The sequence below is a fragment of the Bacillus sp. AK031 genome, from assembly GCF_053903065.1.
The window spans coordinates 2,903,623-2,926,960 of sequence record NZ_CP096424.1; the positions used below are offsets into that span (position 1 = coordinate 2,903,623).

At 40.7% G+C, this 23,338-nt stretch carries 28 protein-coding genes; 8 read left to right on the top strand and 20 right to left on the bottom strand.

Features of this window, described 5'->3' with window-relative positions; genetic code table 11:
* Window positions 1-177: 177 nt before the first annotated feature.
* The 3 genes from M1E09_RS14905 to M1E09_RS14915 are packed head-to-tail and all read right to left on the bottom strand — an operon-like array spanning window position 178 to window position 3,368.
* Complete coding sequence (locus M1E09_RS14905) at window positions 178-1,740, bottom strand: acyl-CoA carboxylase subunit beta (protein WP_456271633.1); 1,563 nt, start codon at window positions 1,738-1,740, stop codon at window positions 178-180.
* 45 nt (window positions 1,741-1,785) lie between these two features.
* Entirely contained in the window at window positions 1,786-1,998 is a 213-nt protein-coding gene (locus M1E09_RS14910) for a biotin/lipoyl-binding carrier protein (protein ID WP_456271634.1), read from the bottom strand.
* Between the two features lie 23 nt (window positions 1,999-2,021).
* The gene (locus M1E09_RS14915) at window positions 2,022-3,368 is read right to left on the bottom strand and encodes an acetyl-CoA carboxylase biotin carboxylase subunit (RefSeq protein WP_456271635.1); all 1,347 of its coding nucleotides are present in this window, start codon (window positions 3,366-3,368) and stop codon (window positions 2,022-2,024) included.
* Window positions 3,369-3,620: 252 nt separating this feature from the next.
* Between M1E09_RS14915 and M1E09_RS14920 the strand changes: the two genes are divergently transcribed.
* Window positions 3,621-4,094: an N-acetyltransferase gene (locus M1E09_RS14920; protein ID WP_456271636.1), complete on the top strand. Its 474-nt coding sequence runs from the start codon at window positions 3,621-3,623 to the stop codon at window positions 4,092-4,094.
* Window positions 4,095-4,796: 702 nt separating this feature from the next.
* Here the strand turns inward: M1E09_RS14920 and M1E09_RS14925 are convergent.
* The 4 genes from M1E09_RS14925 to M1E09_RS14940 all read right to left on the bottom strand — a co-directional run bounded on the left by M1E09_RS14925 (window position 4,797) and on the right by M1E09_RS14940 (window position 7,252).
* Complete coding sequence (locus M1E09_RS14925; RefSeq protein WP_456271637.1) at window positions 4,797-5,426, bottom strand: RsfA family transcriptional regulator; 630 nt, start codon at window positions 5,424-5,426, stop codon at window positions 4,797-4,799.
* An 81-nt stretch (window positions 5,427-5,507) separates the two neighbouring features.
* The gene (locus M1E09_RS14930) at window positions 5,508-6,269 is read right to left on the bottom strand and encodes an enoyl-CoA hydratase/isomerase family protein (RefSeq protein WP_456271638.1); all 762 of its coding nucleotides are present in this window, start codon (window positions 6,267-6,269) and stop codon (window positions 5,508-5,510) included.
* Between the two features lie 208 nt (window positions 6,270-6,477).
* Window positions 6,478-6,651: a 50S ribosomal protein L32 gene (gene rpmF, locus M1E09_RS14935; protein ID WP_006836756.1), complete on the bottom strand. Its 174-nt coding sequence runs from the start codon at window positions 6,649-6,651 to the stop codon at window positions 6,478-6,480.
* Between the two features lie 61 nt (window positions 6,652-6,712).
* Window positions 6,713-7,252 (bottom strand): YceD family protein, encoded by a 540-nt coding sequence (locus tag M1E09_RS14940; protein ID WP_456271639.1) that lies wholly within the window; start codon window positions 7,250-7,252, stop codon window positions 6,713-6,715.
* Window positions 7,253-7,402: 150 nt separating this feature from the next.
* On the opposite strand from M1E09_RS14940, the gene M1E09_RS14945 reads away from it, so the two are divergent.
* Window positions 7,403-8,620: a nucleotidyltransferase gene (locus M1E09_RS14945; RefSeq protein ID WP_456271640.1), complete on the top strand. Its 1,218-nt coding sequence runs from the start codon at window positions 7,403-7,405 to the stop codon at window positions 8,618-8,620.
* Between the two features lie 40 nt (window positions 8,621-8,660).
* Here M1E09_RS14945 and M1E09_RS14950 read toward each other — a convergent pair whose 3' ends face one another.
* On the bottom strand, window positions 8,661-9,698 hold the full coding sequence (locus M1E09_RS14950) for a SepM family pheromone-processing serine protease (RefSeq protein WP_456271641.1): 1,038 nt from the start codon (window positions 9,696-9,698) through the stop codon (window positions 8,661-8,663).
* 6 nt (window positions 9,699-9,704) lie between these two features.
* A complete protein-coding gene (locus tag M1E09_RS14955; protein ID WP_456271642.1) occupies window positions 9,705-10,520 on the bottom strand; it encodes a patatin-like phospholipase family protein in 816 nt (271 codons plus the stop codon).
* Between the two features lie 154 nt (window positions 10,521-10,674).
* Between M1E09_RS14955 and ylbJ the strand changes: the two genes are divergently transcribed.
* The gene (gene ylbJ / locus M1E09_RS14960; RefSeq protein WP_456271643.1) at window positions 10,675-11,898 is read left to right on the top strand and encodes a sporulation integral membrane protein YlbJ; all 1,224 of its coding nucleotides are present in this window, start codon (window positions 10,675-10,677) and stop codon (window positions 11,896-11,898) included.
* 152 nt (window positions 11,899-12,050) lie between these two features.
* Here the strand turns inward: ylbJ and coaD are convergent, their stop codons facing one another.
* The 4 genes from coaD to M1E09_RS14980 all read right to left on the bottom strand — a co-directional run bounded on the left by coaD (window position 12,051) and on the right by M1E09_RS14980 (window position 15,377).
* The gene (coaD, locus tag M1E09_RS14965) at window positions 12,051-12,542 is read right to left on the bottom strand and encodes a pantetheine-phosphate adenylyltransferase (RefSeq protein ID WP_456271644.1); all 492 of its coding nucleotides are present in this window, start codon (window positions 12,540-12,542) and stop codon (window positions 12,051-12,053) included.
* Window positions 12,543-12,627: 85 nt separating this feature from the next.
* On the bottom strand, window positions 12,628-13,179 hold the full coding sequence (gene rsmD, locus M1E09_RS14970; RefSeq protein ID WP_456271645.1) for a 16S rRNA (guanine(966)-N(2))-methyltransferase RsmD: 552 nt from the start codon (window positions 13,177-13,179) through the stop codon (window positions 12,628-12,630).
* A 346-nt stretch (window positions 13,180-13,525) separates the two neighbouring features.
* Entirely contained in the window at window positions 13,526-14,854 is a 1,329-nt protein-coding gene (locus tag M1E09_RS14975) for a DUF4179 domain-containing protein (protein WP_456271646.1), read from the bottom strand.
* The gene (locus M1E09_RS14980; RefSeq protein ID WP_456271647.1) at window positions 14,841-15,377 is read right to left on the bottom strand and encodes a sigma-70 family RNA polymerase sigma factor; all 537 of its coding nucleotides are present in this window, start codon (window positions 15,375-15,377) and stop codon (window positions 14,841-14,843) included. Before M1E09_RS14980 ends, M1E09_RS14975 begins: the two co-directional genes overlap by 14 nt.
* 176 nt (window positions 15,378-15,553) lie before the next feature.
* On the opposite strand from M1E09_RS14980, the gene M1E09_RS14985 reads away from it, so the two are divergent.
* Window positions 15,554-15,943, top strand: coding sequence for a DUF7147 family protein (locus M1E09_RS14985; protein ID WP_456271648.1), 390 nt, complete (start codon window positions 15,554-15,556; stop codon window positions 15,941-15,943).
* A gap of 71 nt (window positions 15,944-16,014) precedes the next feature.
* Here M1E09_RS14985 and M1E09_RS14990 read toward each other — a convergent pair whose 3' ends face one another.
* On the bottom strand, window positions 16,015-16,290 hold the full coding sequence (locus tag M1E09_RS14990) for a YlbG family protein (protein ID WP_456271649.1): 276 nt from the start codon (window positions 16,288-16,290) through the stop codon (window positions 16,015-16,017).
* A gap of 87 nt (window positions 16,291-16,377) precedes the next feature.
* On the opposite strand from M1E09_RS14990, the gene M1E09_RS14995 reads away from it, so the two are divergent.
* Window positions 16,378-16,692, top strand: a complete 315-nt coding sequence (locus M1E09_RS14995; protein ID WP_456271650.1) for a hypothetical protein — start codon at window positions 16,378-16,380, stop codon at window positions 16,690-16,692.
* Window positions 16,693-16,782: 90 nt separating this feature from the next.
* Here the strand turns inward: M1E09_RS14995 and M1E09_RS15000 are convergent, their stop codons facing one another.
* The 4 genes from M1E09_RS15000 to M1E09_RS15015 form a co-directional block, all read right to left on the bottom strand.
* Complete coding sequence (locus M1E09_RS15000; protein ID WP_456271651.1) at window positions 16,783-17,226, bottom strand: YlbF family regulator; 444 nt, start codon at window positions 17,224-17,226, stop codon at window positions 16,783-16,785.
* Window positions 17,227-17,286: 60 nt separating this feature from the next.
* Window positions 17,287-17,682 carry a hypothetical protein gene (locus tag M1E09_RS15005; RefSeq protein ID WP_456271652.1) on the bottom strand — a complete coding sequence of 132 codons (396 nt, stop codon included), beginning with the start codon at window positions 17,680-17,682 and terminating at the stop codon, window positions 17,287-17,289.
* A gap of 304 nt (window positions 17,683-17,986) precedes the next feature.
* Window positions 17,987-18,226, bottom strand: coding sequence for a YlbE-like family protein (locus M1E09_RS15010; RefSeq protein WP_456271653.1), 240 nt, complete (start codon window positions 18,224-18,226; stop codon window positions 17,987-17,989).
* Between the two features lie 14 nt (window positions 18,227-18,240).
* Window positions 18,241-18,651 (bottom strand): YlbD family protein, encoded by a 411-nt coding sequence (locus tag M1E09_RS15015; protein WP_456271654.1) that lies wholly within the window; start codon window positions 18,649-18,651, stop codon window positions 18,241-18,243.
* A 239-nt stretch (window positions 18,652-18,890) separates the two neighbouring features.
* On the opposite strand from M1E09_RS15015, the gene M1E09_RS15020 reads away from it, so the two are divergent.
* Window positions 18,891-19,376, top strand: a complete 486-nt coding sequence (locus tag M1E09_RS15020; RefSeq protein WP_456271655.1) for a PaaI family thioesterase — start codon at window positions 18,891-18,893, stop codon at window positions 19,374-19,376.
* 74 nt (window positions 19,377-19,450) lie between these two features.
* Here the strand turns inward: M1E09_RS15020 and M1E09_RS15025 are convergent, their stop codons facing one another.
* Window positions 19,451-20,515 carry a CAP domain-containing protein gene (locus M1E09_RS15025; RefSeq protein ID WP_456275008.1) on the bottom strand — a complete coding sequence of 355 codons (1,065 nt, stop codon included), beginning with the start codon at window positions 20,513-20,515 and terminating at the stop codon, window positions 19,451-19,453.
* A gap of 395 nt (window positions 20,516-20,910) precedes the next feature.
* Window positions 20,911-21,327: a CBS domain-containing protein gene (locus M1E09_RS15030; protein ID WP_456275009.1), complete on the bottom strand. Its 417-nt coding sequence runs from the start codon at window positions 21,325-21,327 to the stop codon at window positions 20,911-20,913.
* 234 nt (window positions 21,328-21,561) lie between these two features.
* Between M1E09_RS15030 and M1E09_RS15035 the strand changes: the two genes are divergently transcribed.
* Together M1E09_RS15035 and ytvI are read left to right on the top strand one after the other, a co-directional pair.
* Window positions 21,562-21,921 (top strand): YugN family protein, encoded by a 360-nt coding sequence (locus M1E09_RS15035; protein WP_456271656.1) that lies wholly within the window; start codon window positions 21,562-21,564, stop codon window positions 21,919-21,921.
* Window positions 21,922-22,125: 204 nt separating this feature from the next.
* Window positions 22,126-23,184: a sporulation integral membrane protein YtvI gene (gene ytvI, locus M1E09_RS15040; protein ID WP_456271657.1), complete on the top strand. Its 1,059-nt coding sequence runs from the start codon at window positions 22,126-22,128 to the stop codon at window positions 23,182-23,184.
* Window positions 23,185-23,338 lie beyond the last annotated feature (154 nt).

Consider the following 23,338-nt stretch of genomic DNA (forward strand, 5'->3'; position numbering starts at 1 on the left):
TGATCTCCTCAATCCGAATAATGCTGGTTAATATTGCTAATATCAGTTTACCATTGCCGTCTTAATAGAGAAACAGTTTAAATAACAATCAGCTTATTTGTTAAAAGTTTTTGCCGGTAATTCTCCATAAAAAAGGGTTAACCTGCGAAATGTCTCTGCAGGTTAACCCTTTGCTGTTTATACAGGATATACCGGGTGCTTTCTTGAACTGAATTGCACTTCTTTCGTTTCATACATCTTGTACCTTGCAATCAGTACATCACGCAGTTCATTCGGCCCCGTGATTTCATCGACAATCATTTCAGACGCAAGCTTATAGATATCAATATGCTCTTTATATTCTTTCTGTTTCTCCTGAACATAAGCTATACGCTCTTTTGGATCTTCAATTGCCTGAATCTTATTGGAGTACACAGCATTGACCGCGGCTTCCGGCCCCATAACAGCGATTTGGGCAGTCGGAAGGGCAATGCAGACATCCGGTTCAAATGCAGGACCAGCCATGGCATAAAGACCTGCACCATAGGCTTTACGGACAATAACAGAGATTTTAGGAACTGTTGCTGAACTCATGGCAGCAATCAGCTTTGCTCCGTGCCTGATAATTCCGGCTCTTTCCACTTTGGTGCCAATCATGAATCCCGGGACATCAGCCAGGAACAGCAGCGGAATGGAGAAAGCGTCACACAAAGTGATGAATTTAGCCGCCTTATCTGCAGAGTCAACAAACAGCACTCCACCTTTGACTTTCGGCTGGTTTGCTATAATTCCGACCGGTTTGCCATCAATCCGTGCAAAACCTGTTACAAGTTCCTGAGCGAATAACTTCTTCATTTCAAAGAAGCTTCCTTCATCAATCAGCGCATCAATGCACTCATACATATCGAATGGGGCATTTTGATGTTCCGGAATGATCTGCTCCAAAGATCTGCCTTCTTTCGGGCTGACCCCAACATCCGCAGCAGGTTTCTCAAGATAGTTAGCCGGGAAATAGGATAGGTACTTTTTCGCAGACTCTATCGCTTCTTCCTCAGAATACACAAGCATATCACCGACACCGCTGACGGAACAGTGCATTCTCGCTCCGCCCATTTCTTCGAGCGTCACTTTTTCCCCAATAACTTTTTCAGCCATACGAGGAGACCCAAGATACATAGAAGCATTGCCGTCAACCATAACAACGATGTCGCAAAAAGCAGGTATGTATGCCCCGCCGGCAGCTGAAGGACCGAACAATAGGCAAATTTGCGGCACCATGCCGGACATTTTCACCTGATTATGAAAGATTTTCCCTGCTCCCCTTCTGTTAGGGAACATTTCAAGCTGATCGGTAATCCTCGCTCCTGCAGAATCGACTAAATATAGGATCGGAACCTTCAAATTCAGTGCTGTTTCCTGAATGCGGATAATCTTCTCAACCGTACGGGCACCCCAGGAACCCGCTTTTACGGTTGAGTCATTCGCCATCACACAAACAGTCCTGCCTCCGATTTTACCTGTAGCAGTAACCACTCCATCAGCAGGAAGTCCTTCCTCCTGGCAGTTGGCGAACATTCCGTCTTCCTGATATTCTCCGTTATCGAATAATAGATTCAAGCGGTCTCTTACAAATAATTTATTTTGTTCCTTCTGTTTTTCATGATACTTTTGATGACCGCCGCTGGATATTTTCTCCCTTTTCTCTTCAAGCTGGTGTTCGTATGTTTTTTGAGACACAGAAAAATCCCCCTTTGTATTCATTTCACAGGCTTATAATCGACTTGCTGTCAATTTCACCGGAATTTCTTACTCAAATGTAACGAGAACGTCGCCTTCATTGACAAAATCGCCGACATTCACTTTTACTTCCGCTACTTTCCCGCCTTGTTCTGCTTCCACAGGGATTTCCATTTTCATTGATTCAAGCATAAGAATTGTCTCCCCGCTGCTTACCTCAGCTCCGCTCTCTACCAATACATTTAATACTGTTCCTGCCATTGATGCTGTAATTTCTTTCATAGTTAGTTCCTCCTAAGTCAATGTTATTTTTTTATTGTCAGCCTTGAACTTAGCCAGGCTGTATTATATGTTCCTTCTTTAAAACTCTCTTCCTGGAGAATATCCCTGAAGAGCGGGATATTGGTTTTCACACCTTCGATTTCAGTTTCTTCAAAAAATTTGACAGCTTCATTTATGCATTCACCACGGTTTTTACCTGTGATGATCACTTTGGATATCATTGGGTCATAAAAAGGCGTTACACTGTTTCCTTGTTCATACCCGCTGTCTATCCGTCCATTTTCCACCTCGCCCCATTTAATAGACGATATGGTTCCTGGTGAAGGAAAAAACGTTTTGGGATCTTCTGCATAGACACGGAACTCTATAGCGTGCCCTTCGCTCTTGATTCCATCCTGGCTCGATATCGGCAGTTCTTCACCTCTGCTCACAAGGATTTGCCATTTAACCAGGTCCAGATTCGTAATACTTTCTGTCACTGGATGCTCCACTTGGAGTCGGGTATTCATCTCAAGGAAGTAGAAGTTTTCTTCATTATCAACGATGAATTCGACTGTTCCTGCATTGACATAATTGACAGCCTTCCCAGCCCGGACAGCAGCTTCAAACATTTTGTCTTTAGCTTCCTGAGACAATTCCGGAGAAGGTGCCTCTTCAATGACCTTTTGATTTCGCCGTTGAACGGAGCAGTTTCTTTCAAACAAATGAATGATGTTTCCTTTGTCATCACCAAAAATTTGCACTTCAATATGCCTTGCATCATCAATACATTTTTCCAGGAAGACTTCATCCTGTCCAAAATAAGCTTTTGCACGATTTTTAGTAGAGTCAAAACTTTGAACGAGCGCTTGCTCATCATTGCAGCGAATCATTCCAATACCGCCTCCGCCGCTGCTGGCCTTCAGCATGACTGGATAGCCGATTCCTTTAGCGACTTCCTTTGCTTCATCAATTGAAGCAACTCCGCCATTACTTCCCGGCACTACAGGTACATTCGCCGCAATCATTGTTTTCCGGGCAGCGACTTTATCGCCCATCATTTCCATAACTTCTGCTGATGGACCGATAAATGTTATCCCGTTTTCTCTTGTTTTCCTGGCAAAATCACTGTTTTCGGATAACAGCCCATAACCTGGGTGAATCCCGTCAGCATTTTCCCTGCGTGCTATCTCCAAAATTGCATCACTTTGCAAGTAAGATTTATTTACAGGCGGTTCACCAACACGGAAGGCATTGTCTGCCTCTTTAACATAAGGCATATCTTTGTCAGCATCTGAATAGATTGCTATAGTTTCAATTCCCATTTCCTTGCATGTACGGATAATTCTTGAAGCTATTTCTCCCCTGTTTGCCACTAAGATCTTCTGCACAACATATCCCCTTTCTTATCACTAGTTTGCTGTCTAGTAATAGCTTTCTACAAAAAAACAAAAAATCCTTCTAAAACTGCAAACGCTTTCTTACTTAAGTGCAGAATTTTTTGTATTTTTGTTATATAATGATAATATCATATTCTTCATATATAGTAATGAATGAAAAATGATATTAGAAAAACTGCACACTAATACTATTCATTCGAGAAGAAAGATATACAACAATCAAATGCTCAGGAGGTACCGCAGATGACTGTAAAAGTTGAAAAACTTAAAGTTAATTACAAAACACTGGAAGAATTTAAAAAATTCAAGGAATATGGGGTTCAAGAACTTTCCATGTTGGAAGACCTGGAATCAAATATTATTGAAAATAACAGTGAATCTCCATTCTACGGAATTTATTTCGGAGATACACTTATCGCCCGGATGAGTTTGTATCAAAGGGACTCTCAACATGACCAATATTTTGATCCCCCGCAAAATTACCTAGAGCTTTGGAAGCTGGAAGTACTGCCTGCCTACCAAGGGAAAGGATACGGAAAGGTTCTTGTGGATTTCGCCAAAAGCTTCAATATAGCTATCAAAACAAATCCACGGATACAGTCTCATGGCTTCTGGGAAAGAATGGGCTTCGAAAAGGTAACCTATGATATGGAACGCGATTTAGGCCAAAACCCGCTTATCTGGCTGCCTGAAGGTGTCAGCGAACAAAAACATTAAAAAAAGACGCAAGCATCCTGATTCATCATCAGGGTGCTTTTTTCTTTGATAAAATGTACTCCATTATACCGTCGCGGGTTCGGATTTCAAATACAAAAACTAAATTAGCACACCATTTCGCAGTCCAATCCATATTTTTCCTTAATTCTGAGTAGCCTCTAATTTTTTAAATAATAAGGGTAGTTTTTCCCGTTATTCTTCAAAAAGGAGGTAAATTCGGGGAAATAAGGGGAATTTTTCCCCTTAAGGTAAAGTCAAATAGTCCAATTTTATGCTTTTGGAGCAAATAGGGGGAATTCTTCCCTCTATTTACTCAATTTTTCGTGCTGTTTCCTCAATAAGAGGAATTTCTCCTCTTATTTTGGCAGCTTATTTTATGGAGACTTTTGGATAATAGGCAATCACTAACCAGTGCTTATCTTGGGATAAAGAAGGCTTCGATCATGTGTCTCCAAGCCCAGGCTTTTTTATTGCCAAATTGCTTTTTAATGTTGGTGCGAATTACTATACAAAAAGCAATGTTAATTCATATTTTGCATTTCAAAACAGAACCCCTTAATTATAACCCTTTTTATTCAGCCGAGGCTCACCCCCTCGCGGAGTCGCACGCCTGAAGCGGAAATCACTCTAAACTTATTGAATAGCCACAAATAAAAAAGGCCGACACTCACGTCAACCTTTTTAAAAAATATTGTAATTAAGTTATTTCTGCAGTCTCTGAAGATTGCCGTTCTTATCCATTTGAAACTTCACTTTATCATCATTCTCTTGCAGCAGGGCCATTTTTCGTGCTTTTTCAAATATGGATAGCAAGGATTGGTGGTCCTCTTCAAGCAATTCAAGCTTCTCCTTGTATATATCATTGGATTCCTTCAGCTTTTCGATCTGCTGTTCAAGCTTTTTACAATATTCTTCGAGTTTTTTATAGGCAGCTTCCATTTCTTCATCTTGTGTTATATTTTCTTTCAAGCTTTCCAGAAACCTAATGACACCATTTAATGTTAAAGGCTCACTTTTCTTTTCTTCCTTTGATAAGCAAGAAACTTCTTGCTTTGAGGCAGGTTCCGATTTTGTCTCTGCCTGCTGTGGGGAAGCTGCAGGCTTCTTACCTTCTTTACGCTGTCTCTTAGCCAGTTCAATCCCCGACTTATACTGTTTGCGGACGAAAGAATTCCAACGGAACCCGCATGCCGCAGCTGTTCTTGAAAGCTTCTTCCCGACTTCCTCAAAGGCTTGAAGCTGTGTACCGCCCTCTCTAATATGGCGAAGAACGACCTCGGCAAGCAATAAATCTTCATCCTGGCTCCAGGCATCTTGTCTATTAGATGTCACTTCTATCCCTCCTGTATGAATTTATTTAGTAATTCATACTTATGTTTATGGTAGAAAAGATAGAATATATTACAAAAGATTCTATTTTTTTGAAAGAAAGTTTTCAACTGCTGTATGATGCTCTTCCTTTTCCCACAGAATAGCACATTGCCTGATTTCCCTGTCTATTCTTTCATATAGATTGCCAGCTTCCCACTTTTCTCTGGCTGCTTTTTTATAAGCCTCCAAAACATGGACATCAATAGTAAGCAATTGCTCCATTTTGCGGATGACAAGCCCGGCATCCGCCTGATCAATCAGGCCGGTGACAAAACCTAACTCATGCATTTTTTCTGCACTGTATAACCCGGCTGTTCCCAACAGAAACAATGCATCACCATGAGGCAGCTTTTCCAAAAGAAGCGAGCCCCCTCCCCAGCCAGGAGTAATCGCAAGCTTACCCTGAATAAATCCCATCTTTGTTTCTTTCCTGGCAAAACGGAAATCACAGGCCGCTGCAATTTCACAGCCGCCCCCCACTGCACTGCCATTTATCAGCGCAGCTGTCATCTTAGGAAGAACAGCTAATTGATAGAGTATGTCTCCCATCTTCTTTAACATTGAGTAGGCTTGTTCCTCTGTTCGCAATCCATGGAACGTTTCTAAATCACCGCCTGCACAAAACGCTTTGTCTCCTGCAGCCGTAATGATCAGCATCTTAATATCATCGTTTTCTGCGGCTTCATCTATGGCGGCTTTCAAACCGTCCATTACAGCGTAATTAATAGCATTCCTTTTCTCTTCCCTGTTTATAGTGAATATAAGAGCTCCTTCATAAGTTCTTTCCAGCTTATAATCCTGCATTCAATCCCTCTTCTCCTAATTTAGTTGAATATGCTATGTAGATCCATCCGACAGGCCTTCCATTTTTACTATAATACAAAATGTCTGAATATTGAACACTTCCTACGGGATTCCGGTCATCTCCCTCTAAGTTTGAACCTAAGATTGAGGCACAAAAAAAGCGTGAAGAGCCATGGCCTCTTCACGCTTTTTTGCCGTAAATAAATAATTATTTATTTACAACTTCTTTTCCTTTATAAGTACCGCACTCTTTACATACACGGTGAGCTAGTTTCATTTCCCCGCAATTTGGGCATGCAACCATACCAGGTACATTTAACTTGAAATGTGTACGGCGTTTTCTTTTTGCTGTTTTAGATGTTCTTCTAAAAGGTACTGCCATTTCTTCCCACCTCCTTACAGAAGTATGTTATGATGAAGCCAGAACGAGCTGGTTCACGCGCTTAATTGTTCTTGTCTTGTTCAAGAAGCTTTGCAAGATCGGCAAGGCGAGGATCAACTTTCTTCTCCTCTTCTTCCGACTGGTTAGCCTGCTCTTCAGTAATGACTTCCCAATTCTTGCCGGACGGAAGGTTTTCATCATTTTTAGCTTTATCGCTGAAAACTTGCATTGGAATCTCAAGCACAAGCAATTCCTTGACGACAGGCATCAAGTCAATGACATCTCCCTGGATTCTATGCACTTCTTCCTCTTCATACTGATCGTAATCATTCGCTTTTAATAAGTAGGTTTCAACCGTATTTATATCGACCGGAAAGTAGACATCTTCCAACGTTCTTGAACAAGGCAGAACAAGTTCACCCTTAATGTTTAAATGAAAGGTAACTTTGTCGGAACTAATATCGGCTCTTCCCGTGACATGAATTGGAGAAACATCACGAATTTGAGGATCAATGTTTTTCACTTCATTTGCATCAATCGTTTCATCAAGGGCTAAACCCTTCTCACGAAACTTTTGCAATTGAATAATTGACCATTTCAATGTACTCACCTCAAGGCAACAAAGGTAATTATAGCTTTCATAATACCTTTTGTCAATATTTTTTCTTTACACTCTTTACAAGTATAGTGTTGTAATTATAACTTGTATTTATGAGTATTTACCACCCATTTTAAAGGATGTGAAAAAGAAATGAAAGCAGCGGGCGTTATTGTTGAATATAACCCATTTCATAACGGCCATTTACATCACCTTACAGAAACAAAGAAAATGACGAATGCCGATGTCATCATAGCTGTGATGAGCGGTAATTTTCTGCAGAGAGGTGAACCAGCCATTGTTTCTAAATGGTCCAGAACAAAAATGGCTCTCAGTTCCGGAGCCGATATTGTCATAGAACTTCCTTATTCTTTTGCCACACAGCATGCGGACGTTTTTGCATCCGGATCGGTTGCCCTGCTTGATGCAATGAGGTGCAAATCTTTTTGTTTTGGCAGTGAGTCCGGAGATATTGATGCCTTTGAGCGAACAGTTCATTATCTCCAAAATAACAATGATATCTATAATTCCTTTGTTCACAAGTTCGTCAAAGAAGGGATGAGCTATCCATCTGCACTCTCCAAAGCTTTTCAAAGCCTTGAATCTGCAGAAGAGCTTGTTGATTTATCCTTGCCAAATAATATTCTTGGGTTTCATTATATTCAGTCACGCAATGCATTGCATTCTGAAATGCAACCCTTCACCCTTGGCAGGAAAAATGCAAACTATCATGATGAAGATTTCTCTGATGCTGTGATAGCAAGCGCAACAAGTATAAGAAAAGAAATACGAAATAAGGAAGGAAACGTCGGGACAATCAATTCCTTTGTTCCCGCTTCTACAATGAGAGAATTGAAAGAATATCAAAATACATATGGAATACTCCATGATTGGGAATTGTACTGGGACTACCTGAAGTACAAGATCATCTCTTCATCCGGCGAACAGCTTTCTGCTATTTATGAAATTGAAGAGGGTATCGAGAACAGATTAAAATCAGCAGCACGTTCATCCTCGAGCTTTCAGGAGTTTATGGAAACAGTGAAAACCAAAAGATATACCTGGACAAGACTCCAAAGGATGGCGCTTCATATACTCACTAACACTTCCAAAGATGAAATGAGTACAAGCCGAAAACCGGAGTATCTGCGTTTATTAGGAATGACAACGAATGGCAGACAGTACCTGAATCAATATAAAAAGAAACTGAAACTTCCCCTTATCAGCAAGCTCGGTGCAGCTGAATTTGAAGGGATTTCACTGGATATCAGGGCTGCAGAAATATATGCCCTTGGCGCCAGAAATGCAAACCAGCAACAACGCTTGCTCCAACAGGAGTTCAAGCAGCCTCCGATCTATTTCAAAAGTTAAAGCAAAGGCCTGAACCGGTGAATGGTTCAGGCCTTAACTTTTATAAAGAATTCAGGTAATTCAATGCATCTTCAAATGTTTTGACAGGAACGATCTTCATATCTGTCCCGATTTCTTCAGCTGTCTTCTTCGCTTCTTCATAATTCGGCAATAGGTTTGGATCCGTCTTCTTTATGCTCTCAGGAATAATGTCCATTGGGGCAAAAAAGATTTCAGCTCCAGCCTTATCAGCAGCGATCACCTTTTGCTCGATCCCGCCAATCCTGCCGACAGTTCCATTTGAAGAGATCGTCCCTGTTCCCGCAATGTCCTTCCCATGGGTGATATCTCTTTCAACGAGTTCATTATACAGCTCAAGGCTGAACATCAGGCCTGCAGAAGGGCCGCCGATCTTTTCCGTATTCATCGTTACTTTTGGTGTGGTGACAATCTCTTTGTCATCAACCAGGCCAATGCCCAAACCTGCTTTTCCTTCACTTGCTGAAAATTCGGCAAGCCCTATTTCCTTCTCAAAAACTTCACCGTTCCTTGTGAAAGTAACTAATACTGTATCATCTACAGTTTTCTGGCTGATATACTCAATAAACTCTTGGGAAGAGCTGAATTTGTTTCCATCAATCGCCGTGATCATATCTCCTGGTTCAAGGATTTCATCTGCCGGCATCCCGGGATATACATTCAGGATATATACTCCGTTGTAATTGAAAGTATATTGCTTCTTCGCATGTTTGAATGCCACTTCAATAGCATTCAATTTTGATGTTTCCATCATATGGAGCTGCCTTACTGAATACTCCTCGTCTGTTTCTTCTTCTCTTCTAATTTCATTTGCAGGATAAATATGTTCATATTTTCTCAAAGACGCTATTAAATAGGTATAAATATTGGCCTTTCCCATTCTTACAGTGGTAAGCATAAATGTCCCTTCATCTTTGAAGCCATTTTCCACTTCTATAATAGGATCCAGATCCTTCGCACTTCCAGGCTTAGTAACATAATAAGGCAAATAGAGAAAAGAACTTCCTATAATAAGAATCGTCATGACAACCAAGGTACGAATCCAATTTTTCTGTGACACCAGCTGTTATTTCCCCTTCCATTCTTCAATTGCTTTTCTGATTGAAGGAATTATTTTCTTTGCTTCAGCTTCGCCCACCGCAATTATTTCTTCTGTATTTGTAAAAGCCCTTGCACTATATTCTTCGACATCCGGCCTGATCATAAAGTCTGATCCAATCTCCCGGTGGCGGATAATTTCTTTCTGCAGGATATCAATGCTTTGCATTATAACATCGTACACGGTGGAGATCTCAGCATTTTGCTTCACTTGAGCTACGTCCACACCTATGACAATATCAGCTCCCATCTCTTTCACAACAGAAACAGGTACTCTGTCAATAACGCCCCCGTCAACAAGCAGCCTGCCATTAATCTTTTCGGGAACAAATATACCCGGAATGCTGATGCTTGCCCGGACTGCATCAGCAATGGGGCCTTCGGAAAAGATGACCCTTTCACCATTTGTCAGATCTGTTGCCACCACAGCCACGGGCAGGGTAAGGTCTTCAATATTTTTATTGTGGGTAAAGAGCTTGATAAACTGCTTGATCCTTTTTCCAGCAATAAATCCCATCTTAGGGACTGTAAAATCGAGATAATACTTCCTCCGAAATGCAGTAGATAACTTATATAAATCCTCCATATTATGCCCGACTCCATAAAAGCACCCGACAAGGGCGCCCATGCTGCTTCCGGCAATCATATCAACAGGGATTCCTTCTTCCTGAAAGGCCTTCAGCACTCCAAGATGGGCAAACCCCCTTGCCCCTCCAGAACCGAGAGCTAAGCCAACTTTAGGCTTGTTCACATGGCCTCCCCCTTTTTCTTCGATTGTTTTCATCTTATGGTCTATTTTACCTGTCTATGAGTATATTTCAATAATATGAGGACAAGGCGTATGGCACATAAGAAATCTACTTACAGTTTATCACTATTTACAATATCTACAAGACAACTTAATTGAACTTTCAGTCAAGGTTTTAGGGGGGAACAGGTTGAATGCTTCACAATTTAAAACAATCATTTTAGCGGTTTCGGTTACAACCCTTGCCGCCTCTCTAATTATTTTTCCTCAAGAATCATTCGAAGCCTCTATCAGGGGATTGAATATGTGGTGGGAAATTGTATTTCCATCATTGCTTCCTTTTTTCATTATTTCAGAAATGCTGATCGGATTTGGCGTTGTCAGATTTATCGGGGTGCTCCTGGAACCTCTGATGCGTCCAATCTTCAGGGTTCCAGGGGTAGGAGGATTTGTCTGGGCAATGGGTATGGCCTCAGGATTTCCGGCAGGAGCCAAGTTGACAGCACGCCTCCGCCAGGAAGATCAGCTAACAAAAATTGAAGCAGAAAGGCTTGTTGCATTTACAAATAACTCTAACCCGCTTTTTATTTTTGGCGCCGTGGCCATCGGCTTTTTTTACGATCCCCGCTTAGGGATCATTCTCGCTTTTGCACACTATCTTGGAAACGTCTGTGTCGGCCTGGCCATGAGTTTTTATGGACGCAAACAAGAGAGTGAAACGAATACTGTATCCAATAAACCTTTTTCTATAAAAGAGGCATTGTCTGCTCTGCACAGAACGAGGATTAAGGAAGAACGTCCAATTGGTAAACAACTGGGTGATGCTGTTAATTCTTCAATTCAGACGCTTTTGATGATCGGCGGTTTCATCATCCTGTTTTCTGTAATCAATAAGCTGCTTTTTCATCTTCAAGTCACCCCCATAGTTGCCGATGCATTAAATGTTCTTTTCAGGATGATGACGATGCCGGAAGCTCTCAGCCTTCCTTTTATTTCAGGTTTGTTTGAAATAACTCTCGGCAGCCAGATGACAAGCGGTGTCGGGGAAGCATCATTGCTGCAGCAGGCCATTTTAACCAGCTTCATTCTAGGTTTCAATGGATTCAGTGTGCAGGCACAAGTAGCAAGCATACTGGCCCAGACAGACATCAGCTTCCGGCCGTTTTTCTTTGCAAGGCTGCTGCATGGCATTTCTGCAGCTCTTATCACCTTGCTGATATGGAAACCTGTCTACGTAAAGCTCTCCCAAGGCAAAACATCCAATGCTGTTCCTGTTTTTAATGGCTTTGAAGGCCATTTTTGGGAGCAGGCAATGGATTGGATGAAACAATGGGGCCCGGTTATCACCATTTTCTCCTTGCTGCTGTATACCATTCTTTATCTTGCAGAAATAAAAAGGAGCTCAAAAAATTAAGATTATACGAAAAAAGCTGCTGATGTTAATCATCTGCAGCTTTTTTAGAAAATCGTAAGATATGAGACTATAGAATAGTTAAGTTGAAAATTAGGTGGCGGCTCTTTAATCCAGCTCCATAGCCCGGGGCTGATCGGGGGAGCTTGCACTTTTTAATTATCAGGTGCCTCATTCTTTTTTTGAAGAGCCTCTTCTACGGGCTTAGGAACCAGTTCAGAGATATCTGCGTCATATTTTGCGACTTCTTTAACAATGGATGAACTCAAGAATGAATACTGATTGTTAGTCATGATAAAGAATGTCTCTATGTTTTCATCCAGGACTCTGTTCATAGATGTGATCTGCATCTCATATTCAAAGTCGGAAACCGCACGCAGCCCCCGCAGGATGGCATTCGCATTCACACTTTTAGCATAATCCATTAATAGTCCCTGAAAGGAATCAACCTCAACGTTAGGAATGTCCCGGGTCACTTCACGGATTAATTGCATTCTTTCTTCGACGGAGAACATCGGTTTTTTCGATGAGTTATTTAAAACAGTTATGTATAATTTGTCAAAAACTTTAGCCCCGCGCGTAATAATATCCAGATGTCCATATGTAATCGGGTCAAAACTTCCAGGGCAAACAGCTATGCTTCCCATTTTTGCAGCCTCCATTCTTCTAAAAGGGAATCGATTCAGAGAGTTTACATTAAGCCTATCCTTCCCACAAGAAGGAAAGGCTCATTTAGTTTTTTTGGTAGATGGTAATTCCGATAATTCCGTATTCCTCTGTCCGTATGGCTCTAAGGCTGCCGATGTCGACAGGAAGAACAATATCAGAACTGTGTTCACATACAACGAAACCGCTTTCATCCAATAATTTATTTTCTTCAATTTCTTCAAGCAGCTGTTGGAGCTTCTGTTTTTTATAAGGGGGGTCCAGGAATATGCATTTAAAGGATATATCCCTTTTTATGACCGCTTTCAGTGCCCTGCCGGCTTCATTTCTGTAAACCTCACTACTTCCACTATAACCGCAGTATTCGAGATTTGCTTTAACAGTCTGGATGGCCTTATAATCCTTATCGACAAATATGACTTTATCCATTCCCCTGCTGAGCGCCTCTATCCCTAATCCTCCGCTGCCGGCAAATAAATCCAGCGCTAGTCCTGTTTCGAAATAAGGTCCGATAATATTGAAAATCGCTTCCTTCACTTTATCCGTTGTCGGTCTTGTACCGCTTCCGGGTACAGCTTTTAACGGCCTGCCTTTGCATTCACCAGATATGACTCTCATTGTATTCACCACTGAATCTGTATTTATTTCTTTATTATCCTACCATATTTAAACATCTTTTTCTATCCGTTGTCGAATTGTGGCGCAAGTCGTTGAAATTTCGGTTGGTATGTATAAAAGTTTTCCCACTGGTGATAATGCTAGTAACAACATCTTTTCTGGTGTTGTTGCCAACCGCGGAGAAGACTTACGTTTCCCCATAAGTTCTTCCTCCGGTTTCTCCTCTCCCTTTGCCTTCTGTCCCTTGTGGAATTAGAAGGACCCTGCAGGAAGTCCTGCAGGGATTTTTTTGCTTACTTATTTTTCTTCATTCATGCCCAATTACTCCTCACCAATATGGCCTCTCTTATTGTCTAACCCTTATTTTCACTTCTCCTTTAATCCAGGCAGGATAATCTTGCAGCTCCAACGTAATTGGCCCCGATACTTCTTGTAAATCATAAGGAAAACCGAATCTAGGCAGATGGCCGTCATAGCCACCTTCACCATACGAAGAACTTATTTCATGTTCAATCCCCTTTGTATCAATAAAGGAGCGGAAAGGATTCATATGATTAGTTTGTTCATAATTTTTATCCCAGGAAAATAGAAGCGCATTATTGTTATCATATCCTTTTTCGTAAAACACCTTTGCAAGTTTGCCCTCCGGCGACTCAATGATTTTCTCTTTTTCCGGATCTACTATTACCGTTAATTCATCTTTATCAAGCGCCCTGATCGTATTAAAGGCCAAATAAAGCTCTTCCGGTTTTTCAAAGTAATTGCTCTGCAAATAATATGTTTTCTCTTCGAAATCTCCACTTGCGAAGAGCCCGTTTGATATTCTTGACCATGCTTCTCCGTTTTCATCCACCAGCCGCAAATCTTCTATTTCGAAAATTCTTTTGGAATTTTCTTGAGGGAATCTCAGGTTGACACCGATTCTTGTCGGTGATATTTCAAGACTGTCAACAACGATATTTTGCCCTTCAACTGTAAAGCTCTGGGCAATGTTGACCTCTTTTGTTTTGCCGATTTTTTTATGGTCGATAGTGAAAGGAATTCTCCATTCATCTGTTAAAGAATGATCATCTTCTTTTAGACTCATCACAAGTACATATTCCTTTTCAGCCAGCGGTTTTCTCAGTCCAAAATCAGACTGATAAATATCTGGCCCGCCATTTCCCAGGCCTGGCAAAGATAACCTGTCAAATGGAACTGTTTTGCCGCTCTTTGTTTCCACCCTTAACTGGTCTATCTGCAACTTTTCTAAAGGAGTTGTTTCAGAATCCACAGAGTAAAACAACACCAGCTGTTCCTCATCTGAAATTAATGAAACCAGGGTAACCTCGATCCCCTGATGTGAATCCGATTGATCAACACTCTGTGCGAAATCATTCTCAATAAGAGAAACCAGTCCTTTATCCTGTCTGACAAGCTCCACTATTTTTTCCATACCAGGTAAAGTGCTGACATATGAGGCGAATGCTTCTGAAACCCGAAGAGAGCTTACAAATACAGTCAGTATAATCAACACAGCCGCCGCTGCAGTTCTCCACACATAAACAGTTTTCTTGGACTGCCTCGCCTTTTTCACACCCCTTCTGATGGCTTGGTCTATCAGATCTTCAGGCAGTTTTTCATCATCCAGCCGGATTCTAGCTTCTTGCAGCTTTCCTTCTTCACGCTCGAACATTCTTATCACCTTCCTCGTCTTCACCTAAATGATTGCGTAAATCAATCAATCCCTTATGCAGCCAGGTCTTAATGGTGCCTTCAGGATGATCCAATACATCCGCAATTTCCGAGATCTTCATTCCTTGGAGATATTTCAACACGATGACTCTTTTATATTTTTCATCAAGTCTGTTTATAGCTTCCTCCACTTCAAGGGCGGATTTTTCGAAAGAGCCTTCAGTCGAGTTCAGAAGCCTTTCATCATAGACGAACCGTTTTTTCTTCTTCAGTTCATCATGGCAGTAGTTCAGCAGGATACGGATCAGCCAGGTTGAAAAATAGTTCGTTTTTTTCAGCTTCTTCAACCCTTTATAAGCCCGGAATGTTGTTTCCTGAATGGCCTCTACAGCATCATGTTCATTTTTAAAATATGATAAAGCTATTCTATATAATTGCATTCTATGTAACGTTATCAGCTTATAAAAAGCCTCATCATCGCCTTTTTTGGCTCTTTTAATTAAAATCTTATCATCACGCATCATCACGGCCCTCCTTTCTTATACATTAGACAGTCGAATCTTAAAAAAGTTTTACGCTTTTTAATTTTTTCAGACTTCTTTTAACAAATCCCTATCATTCTTTACTTCTGGAGACGCTTTTGGAATAATTAAAAGTTGGGAATGATTAAAATGATGAGGGTTGAAAGGGAGTAATAATAATGATTCAACGTTTTATTGAACTTGGAGAAGGGTATTCGGACTTATATGAATTAATAGAACTGGCTCGTTCCAACGAATCGAGACTGCTTCACTTCATGGCTTTCCATACAGTTGTAAAAGAACGTCCTGTAACATCTTTAGCCGTTGTACTAAAACCGGCTAAAGAAGGAAAATTCCAGCCGCTTTACATTTGCAGGGAGGGCATCCCTGATCCAAATCACTTGCAAAACAAAAGATACCAGCTGTTTGAAGAAGCAGCCAGGGCGCAGGGGAAGGAAGTCATCCAGATGGATGTAAAGCCGTCTTCTGTTTTTGCTGAAAAGCAATTGTATTATCAGCATCTTATTGCCATATTAAGGCTGAACCATTATATCCCGCCATTACAGTAATGCCGCCAAACGAAAACAGCCTGGTACAAACAAAAGAAACAGGTGATGGAAGATCACCTGTTTCTTTTAACTTATATACCCATTTTATAATCGTATTCTTTAGCTTTATCAGGCTTTGAGTTTTCGAACTCTGTCTTGATGAAAGGCTTGAAGGATGGTTCGACTTTTTTCACATAAGAATAAGAAGAAAGCTTTTCTACAATTGAATCCGTTTCACTCTGGTTACAATACAGTACAACATATTTCATTTTTCTGGAAACGTATTGCACATTTCCAAACCGGCGCATTGATTTTGCATGCTTTAAACTGTATAACCACACTGTAATACCCTGTCTTTCGGTAAACATCTTTATTTTCCCCTTAAGAATCACTCTATTTTCCATAAGTCTAGCATAATAAATAACAAGAAATCAACAAAAGAAGGGATGGAGAGCATGGATCTTGCAATGATTTGGGATAAATTCGCTGAACATTTAAAATCTTTCGAAGGCATCGAGGATTACGAAATGAAGAAAATAGCGGGGATTCCGTTCATTTATGTAAAAGGCTCTCTATCCAAAGAAGAGATTGAAGAGATTGTCATGCGGTCTTCTGCCAAGTCAATGCGTGGAAAACGCCTGCATTCGGAAACTGTATATGTAAGAACCAAAGATCAACACTATGTATACCGGCATCGTTTCTATGTTCCCCAAGAAAAAATGTTTTGCTGTGGCAATCTCTGTGTAGATTGTATCCGGCTGCGAGGATGATCCGAACTTCTTTTACCTGCCAATGATCATGTGTGAATAATGTTCCAAATTGAGTGTTAAAAACAAAAAATGCGGGGAATCCCCCGCATTTTAAGAACAGCCGCAGCTCCCTCCGCTTCCACATCCTCCTCCACAGGCAGATGCAGAATCGAAGAACGGATTTCCTGTCGGCACTTTAACATTTTCAGACACTGACCTGCCGATTAATACACTGACTTGGTCCAAAAGATCTTGCAGGTCTTTTTCAGCACGGCGAAAGTCTGCAACATTTTCGTCCATATCCATATCCCGTTTCAGTTCACGAATTTCTTTCATTACCCGTTTATAATCGGGATGATAACGCCCGAAACGTTGAACTTCCTCATAAAGTTCTTTCATTTTATTGAATTCACGGATTTTATGCTGAGTGTCTTTATCAGATTGGAGCTTATATAAACTACGACGATACTCTTCGGCAACATCTGATTGTAAAATCTGAGCTGCCAAGTTTTCGGCGGATTCCTGTATTTCCAGTCTTTCTAGTGTAGCAAGCAAAAACGCCCACCTCCATAACGGTATTTTAACACGTTTATGGAAAGTAAGCGAATAGTTGTTTTATGGAATTGTAATATAGAACTGCTTCATCAATCCAAGTGATTTATTGTCTTTTGACATAATCTCGAGCTTTACATGATGGATGCCCTTCTTCAACCCTTTTATTACAAAGGCGGCTGTGTGATATTCATTGAACCTCTTTCCATCCACACTCACGACAATTTTTCCTTTTTTACTGGATGAATTTCCTGAAGTAAACGTTATTCCTGGGGCAATACACTCTACGTAAACATGACTTCCTTGAACTACGTGCCTTACTGTTACATCTGTTTTTTTCTGGGGGCTTATGGTTGCGGCTTCTGCTGTAACTTCTGTGCCGAATGATTCAGGTTCAGGCATATCTTCTTTACACCCTGCCAAGCATAATATCAACAGAAAGAATATACATTTTTTCATCGTTACCACTCCTTGCCCATAGCGTTTGCAGACAAGGAGGTTTTTAACCAAAAAAATAAGCCGGCTTCTTACAAGGCTCTTTTCGTAAGTTTTGTTGTTATTTAGTATGAATTACAAAAGATATTACTATAATTCACAAGAAATTATCCTGGGAAGCAAGAAAGAAATGAGCTGCTCTCCTTGTTCAAAAGAGTAAACACTTTGTAAACAGGGGAAAAATCCGGCTCTTGAAATTTTTTTCCAAAGCGACAATCTACACGAAAACAGCCTTCTACAACGAGCAGTTCTTCGGTATTATCAATTTTTATTGAGACTCATTCATCGCCTGAAACATTTGCATCATCATCGAGGCCATGTTCACTCCATTGGAAAATTTCTGTACTTGGTGGTGCACCGTCTTTTCATGATGATTGATGGATGCAGCCTCGAATTTGTCAAGATGATGAGGGTTTTTGGCCAGGATTCTGTACCAGGCAGGCTGGACCCTGATAAAATTTTTCAAATCCTGTTTAGAATGTATATAGTCGACAACTTCTTTCCTCAACAGTACCACTTCCCTTAATCTTTTCTAAACAAAAATGGATGGCGCGGCCGCTGGGATGTATCACTTTGTTGTGTTGAAGAAGTCCCTGTATTGCCGGACTGGAATTGCGAGAGGACCCCCTGTACAGCTCCTATCGCCTGACTTAAACTGTTAATATGGTCCTGCATTTGATTTGGGTCCATGTTTTTCAGCATGCCTCCAATTTGGTCCATAAATCCTGTTGATTCTTTTTTTTCTTTCTTTCCTTCTTTTTCAGCACCTTCCCTGTAGGTGTCCCAGCGGGAATCCTCTTCCCCCAGCAAATACCATTCTTCAAACAGGTCCTGCCAAGTAGCTGTGCCCTTTCTTACTTCACTGGATAACTTTGGATGCCTTTGAACAAACTCTTTAAACTCTTTTACTTTAGGATGCAGCTGTTTAGCCATATCCTTCACCTCCTCAGTCGGGGCATATACCTACTATAATTTATGAAATATAAAGCGAAATGTGAATTTGCACTTCACGTCCCGCAGAAATAAATTGCAAAAAATTCCACGCACTATTATTTCATGTTATGATTAGTTAGGCTGAAAAAAACCTCATGGGAGCCTATTTCCAAAGAAGGAATTTACTCTCTAAGCAGGATAACAAACAAGAATTTAATGACAAAGAAGGATGTATTTAAATGAAAGAAGAACTTAAAAACTTGCTGCATGAATGTATTGAAAATGCTAACGATGCAGACCTGAATGTGATCAAACAAATGCTTCAGGGAGTCAGGAGAAAACAGGATAACTACAATGGTTCCTATATTGGGGCTGCTCTGGCAATGGAGAGAACCACTGGTGAAGATACGTGTGAAGTAACGATTCCCGTTACACCCTTTACTTATAACTCCCTTGAAATAGTCCACGGTGGAATTACCGCCACCCTGGTCGACTCGGCTATGGGCACCTTAGCTAATATACTTTTGCCTGAAGGGTTTGGCGCAGTCACAACCAACCTGAATATTCACTATTTAGCACCAGGAAGGCATGGTAACTTAACAGCAAAAGCGGCACTTGTACACAAGGGATCAAAAACATTGGTCGTTGACGGCAAAGTCGTCAATGATGAAGGAAAAACTGTAGCTCATTGCACAGGTTCATTCTTTGTTGTAAAAAAACGATAAAAGATAAATACTATCGCGCTTCCTAATAATCTAAAGAAGGGAACCGGCTGCAAATTGCCGGTTCCCTTCTAATATCATTCTTCAAATTGCTGAATGAAATTCTGAGTATAGTACTTTCTAAAGACACCTACCCCTATGTGGGTAAAGTCGGCTTCTAAAAGGGTCTTCCGGTGCCCTTCAGAATTCAGCCAGCCATGGACGGCAGCCGGACCGTCTGCATACTGTGCAGCAATGTTCTCGCCAGCCATTCCAAAAACGATATCCGCAGTTTCCAACCTGTCAGCCAGAGTTCCGAAAGTCGGGGACTCATGAGAAAAATAATCCTCAGCGAACATTTCCATGCTGTGTTCTTCTGCAACCGCAGCTGTCTCTTCATCCCATTTCAGCTTTCCTGCCATATAGCTGTCCCGGATAATATTGGTAATGTCGAAAATTTGCTGTTCACTGCCTTCAGAGATTGCACCCCACTCCTCCTCAGACCTTTCCGTTTCTTCCATGAGTTCTCCTCTGTAGACCATTTCATACGGCCTTTGCTCGACAAGGGTATCCTTGTTAAATAAGCGGATGCTCACTAGCTGGCCTGTATATTTATCCAAATATAACTGTGCATAGACATCTCCTATGGTTGTAAGCATCCTTGTATTCAGGTCTTCTTCCGAGAGTTCAAATCGGTATGTACCTCCGTCAACATTGACGACAATCTCAGATTCCACCTGGGTATTTTGGTAGATTTCTTTAATCGTCTGGCCAATCTTATACGGTTCTATGTCAACATCATCACCCGCTGCGTAAATCGTGACCACTTTTCCTTTTTCAATACCTATCTGGTAATATTCTTGATCAGAAAGGTGATAAATCCACCATTCATAGCTGTATGAAGAAGGATCGATACGATCAGGCTCTCCATACTGTGCAACCAGCTCTTCAGCACTTTTATTGATAAAGGATGCGATTCCCGCTGCAGGTTCAGAACCTGGGGATGCTTCCTCTGTCCCACTAAGTGAATTTTCCTCATCAATTTGTGGCTCTTGCGTCTCCGGGCCTTTCAAAAGCGATGTATCATCTTGCTTCCCGCTTGAATAAATACCTATAAATAATATAATGGCCAAAATCGTAAAAATCCGAAGTAACGTTTTCAGGAGTTATCCTCCTTTCTGTAAAATCTATCAGGAACTATTATTAATCTCAGGAAGCATTGACCTATTTATAAACAATCCGCTGGCATATGTATGTATAACTACTTATAGTATAGCATTAGTTACAAATCCTTTTACAGTAAGAGCGTTTAGAAATTTTGTAAAAATCATTGTTTTTATATACTTTTTATTCAAAAACAACCCTATTTTACTTGAATGCTATCGCCACATAAAAATGATATTGAATATTTAAAAATCTTGTATGGAGAAAAATTTTATTCCGAAAAGCAGAAAAACACCTGGACAATAGTTCAAGTGTTTTTTGCCTGCTCATTTTTCTTCAGAGGTACTGGTAGAAATAGCTCCCAAACCTATCCTTGCATCTATTAATGTGTGCGTCAGCATGGTTTATTCGCTCTAATTTCAGGTTCTGATATTTTCTCAATCGCAAAGTTGGTTTGAGGGTCAAGCTTGTCCCTCACCGCCAGGTCTCCCAAGGCTACAATGCCGACAAGCTTTTGGCCGTCTACCACCGGAAGCCTCCTGATCTGATGGCTGCTCATAAGGGCTGATGCCTCATCAATTGATGCATCTGTACCAACAGTAATGAGCTTATCACTCATTACCTCTTCAACCTTCGAAGAACCAGGGTGCTTTTCTGCTACCCCTCGTATTACTATATCCCTGTCGGTGATCATGCCTACAAGCCTGTCTCCGTCCACAATCGGAATCGCCCCAACATTATTTTCTTTCATCTTCACAGCCACTTCATAGACATTGTCAAGCAGAGTACAGCTTTCAACTTCCCTTGTCATAATTTCTTTGACTAACACAACTATGTCACTCCAATCAATAAGTTCCTTCTTATATCTTTCTCAATAAAAAAAGAAGTATCCCCTAATTTGTGCTGGATTTTACTAATTTCGTCACAATGTATTCGTTGCATCCACAAAGAAATTACACTATTATAAAGAATGAGGATTTATTGCATTTTGTCTGGAAATATAAGAAAAGATAAGAATGCGTTGAAGATATAGGAGGGATTAATTATGCGATTTGAAGCTGCTGGCGTTGATAAAATGAAAGCGGATTTAAACAGGCTTGATGAAGTGATGAAATCACATGGCTTATTGAGAGATGCCCAATGGGATTATGAGCGTGTAACGTATGACAAAAAGTTCGAAATCAAGGAAGGTACATATTATTTAAGAATTCCAGGACATGCTGTTGGCGGGGATATCGGTAAGCATGATGCAATCATTCAGCTTATGACACCTCTTCTTGGCAAGCACTATTATCCGCATGGAGTAGAATATGGAGAAGGCGAACATTTTCCTGCCCACCTTGTTACTACCTGTGAAAAACTTTTAGCTGAACTTAAAACTGAAGTTTCAGGCTTTGCTGAATAATAGAAGATCAACTGGCAGAAAAGGCATTACTTTTCTGCCAGTTTTTTTATCTGGCTCATTTGATATACAACTAATGATCAGTATTCACACAATGACCTTCCCGGCCTAAAAAAGTATGCAGAATCTGGAGCTGCACTCTGTTCAGTTTAGGTCTTATTATAATATAATAGTTATATAGGTACATAAGAAGAAAGGGGCCTGAAATTGACGAAGTTCTTCTCCAAAAAGATGATAGTGATCTCCATCGCTGTCGTAATAATTTTTCTATTGGTTTATTATATCCTTCCGGTTTCCATCCCTCTTATAGCTGCCATTATCACAGCTCTGCTATTGGACCCTGCCGTAAAAATGCTTGAAAGAAAATTCAAGATAAAAAGGAAGCTCGCAGTCTTAATCGTCTTTATCATTTTTATGTTGTGCATCGGAATACTATCTTATTTTGTGATCACTAAAGTTGTCGGAGAAGGCGTGAAACTCGTCGAAGATATGCCCGCATACATAAATCAGTTAAGTGAAATCTGGCTTTCTTATGAAAAGCAACTGACTAATGCGGCAAAAGATCTCCCGATTGAAATTGTTACCGAGACCAGCAGGGAAGTACAAGAGTACTTGGACAGCTTTAAGAGCAGTTTGAAAGAATATCTGGACATTGAGAAAATAAGTGCATTCCTTGCATATATTCCGAATTATCTGGTCAGTTTCCTGGTCTTCTTAATTGCTTTATTTATGTTTATGCTGGACCTGCCAAGGATCAAACAGACCCTTTTCAGCCACCTAACAGAGAAGACAGCTGAAAAGGTCAACTTTATGACATCAAGACTATCCTATGTTGTATTTGGTTTCTTCAAAGCACAATTTCTGGTCAGTATCATTATCTTCTTTGCGTCACTCATTGGCTTATTATTTATTGCCCCTGAAGTGGCTGTAGTCATGTCCATTATTATTTGGATTATTGATTTCATCCCTTTAATAGGTTCCATCGTCGTCCTTGGTCCCTGGGCTATATTTCACCTGCTGTCAGGAAACCTTCCGTTAGGAACCCAGCTTGCTGTACTGGCTGCCGTATTGTTGATTATCCGACGCACGGTCGAGCCAAAGGTAATGGGAAGCCATATCGGCCTGTCTCCCCTAGCGACATTGATCGCCATGTATTTGGGATTGAAACTATTAGGGGTTCTCGGGTTTATTCTTGGTCCATTAATACTGATTGTGTTCAATTCTGCGAAAGAAGCAGGGATTATCAAACTAAACTTTAAAATTTAAAAAAAGAGCTCAAGCACTTTGTTAGCTTCGGAAATAAGGACAGTTTTTCCTAACGGGTTCGGTTTTGGAGTACACAACTAAAAAATGCACATCAAAACAAGTGACAATTCGCATCGAATTTGTCACTTGTTTTTTCTTGATTTAGCGGTGTTCA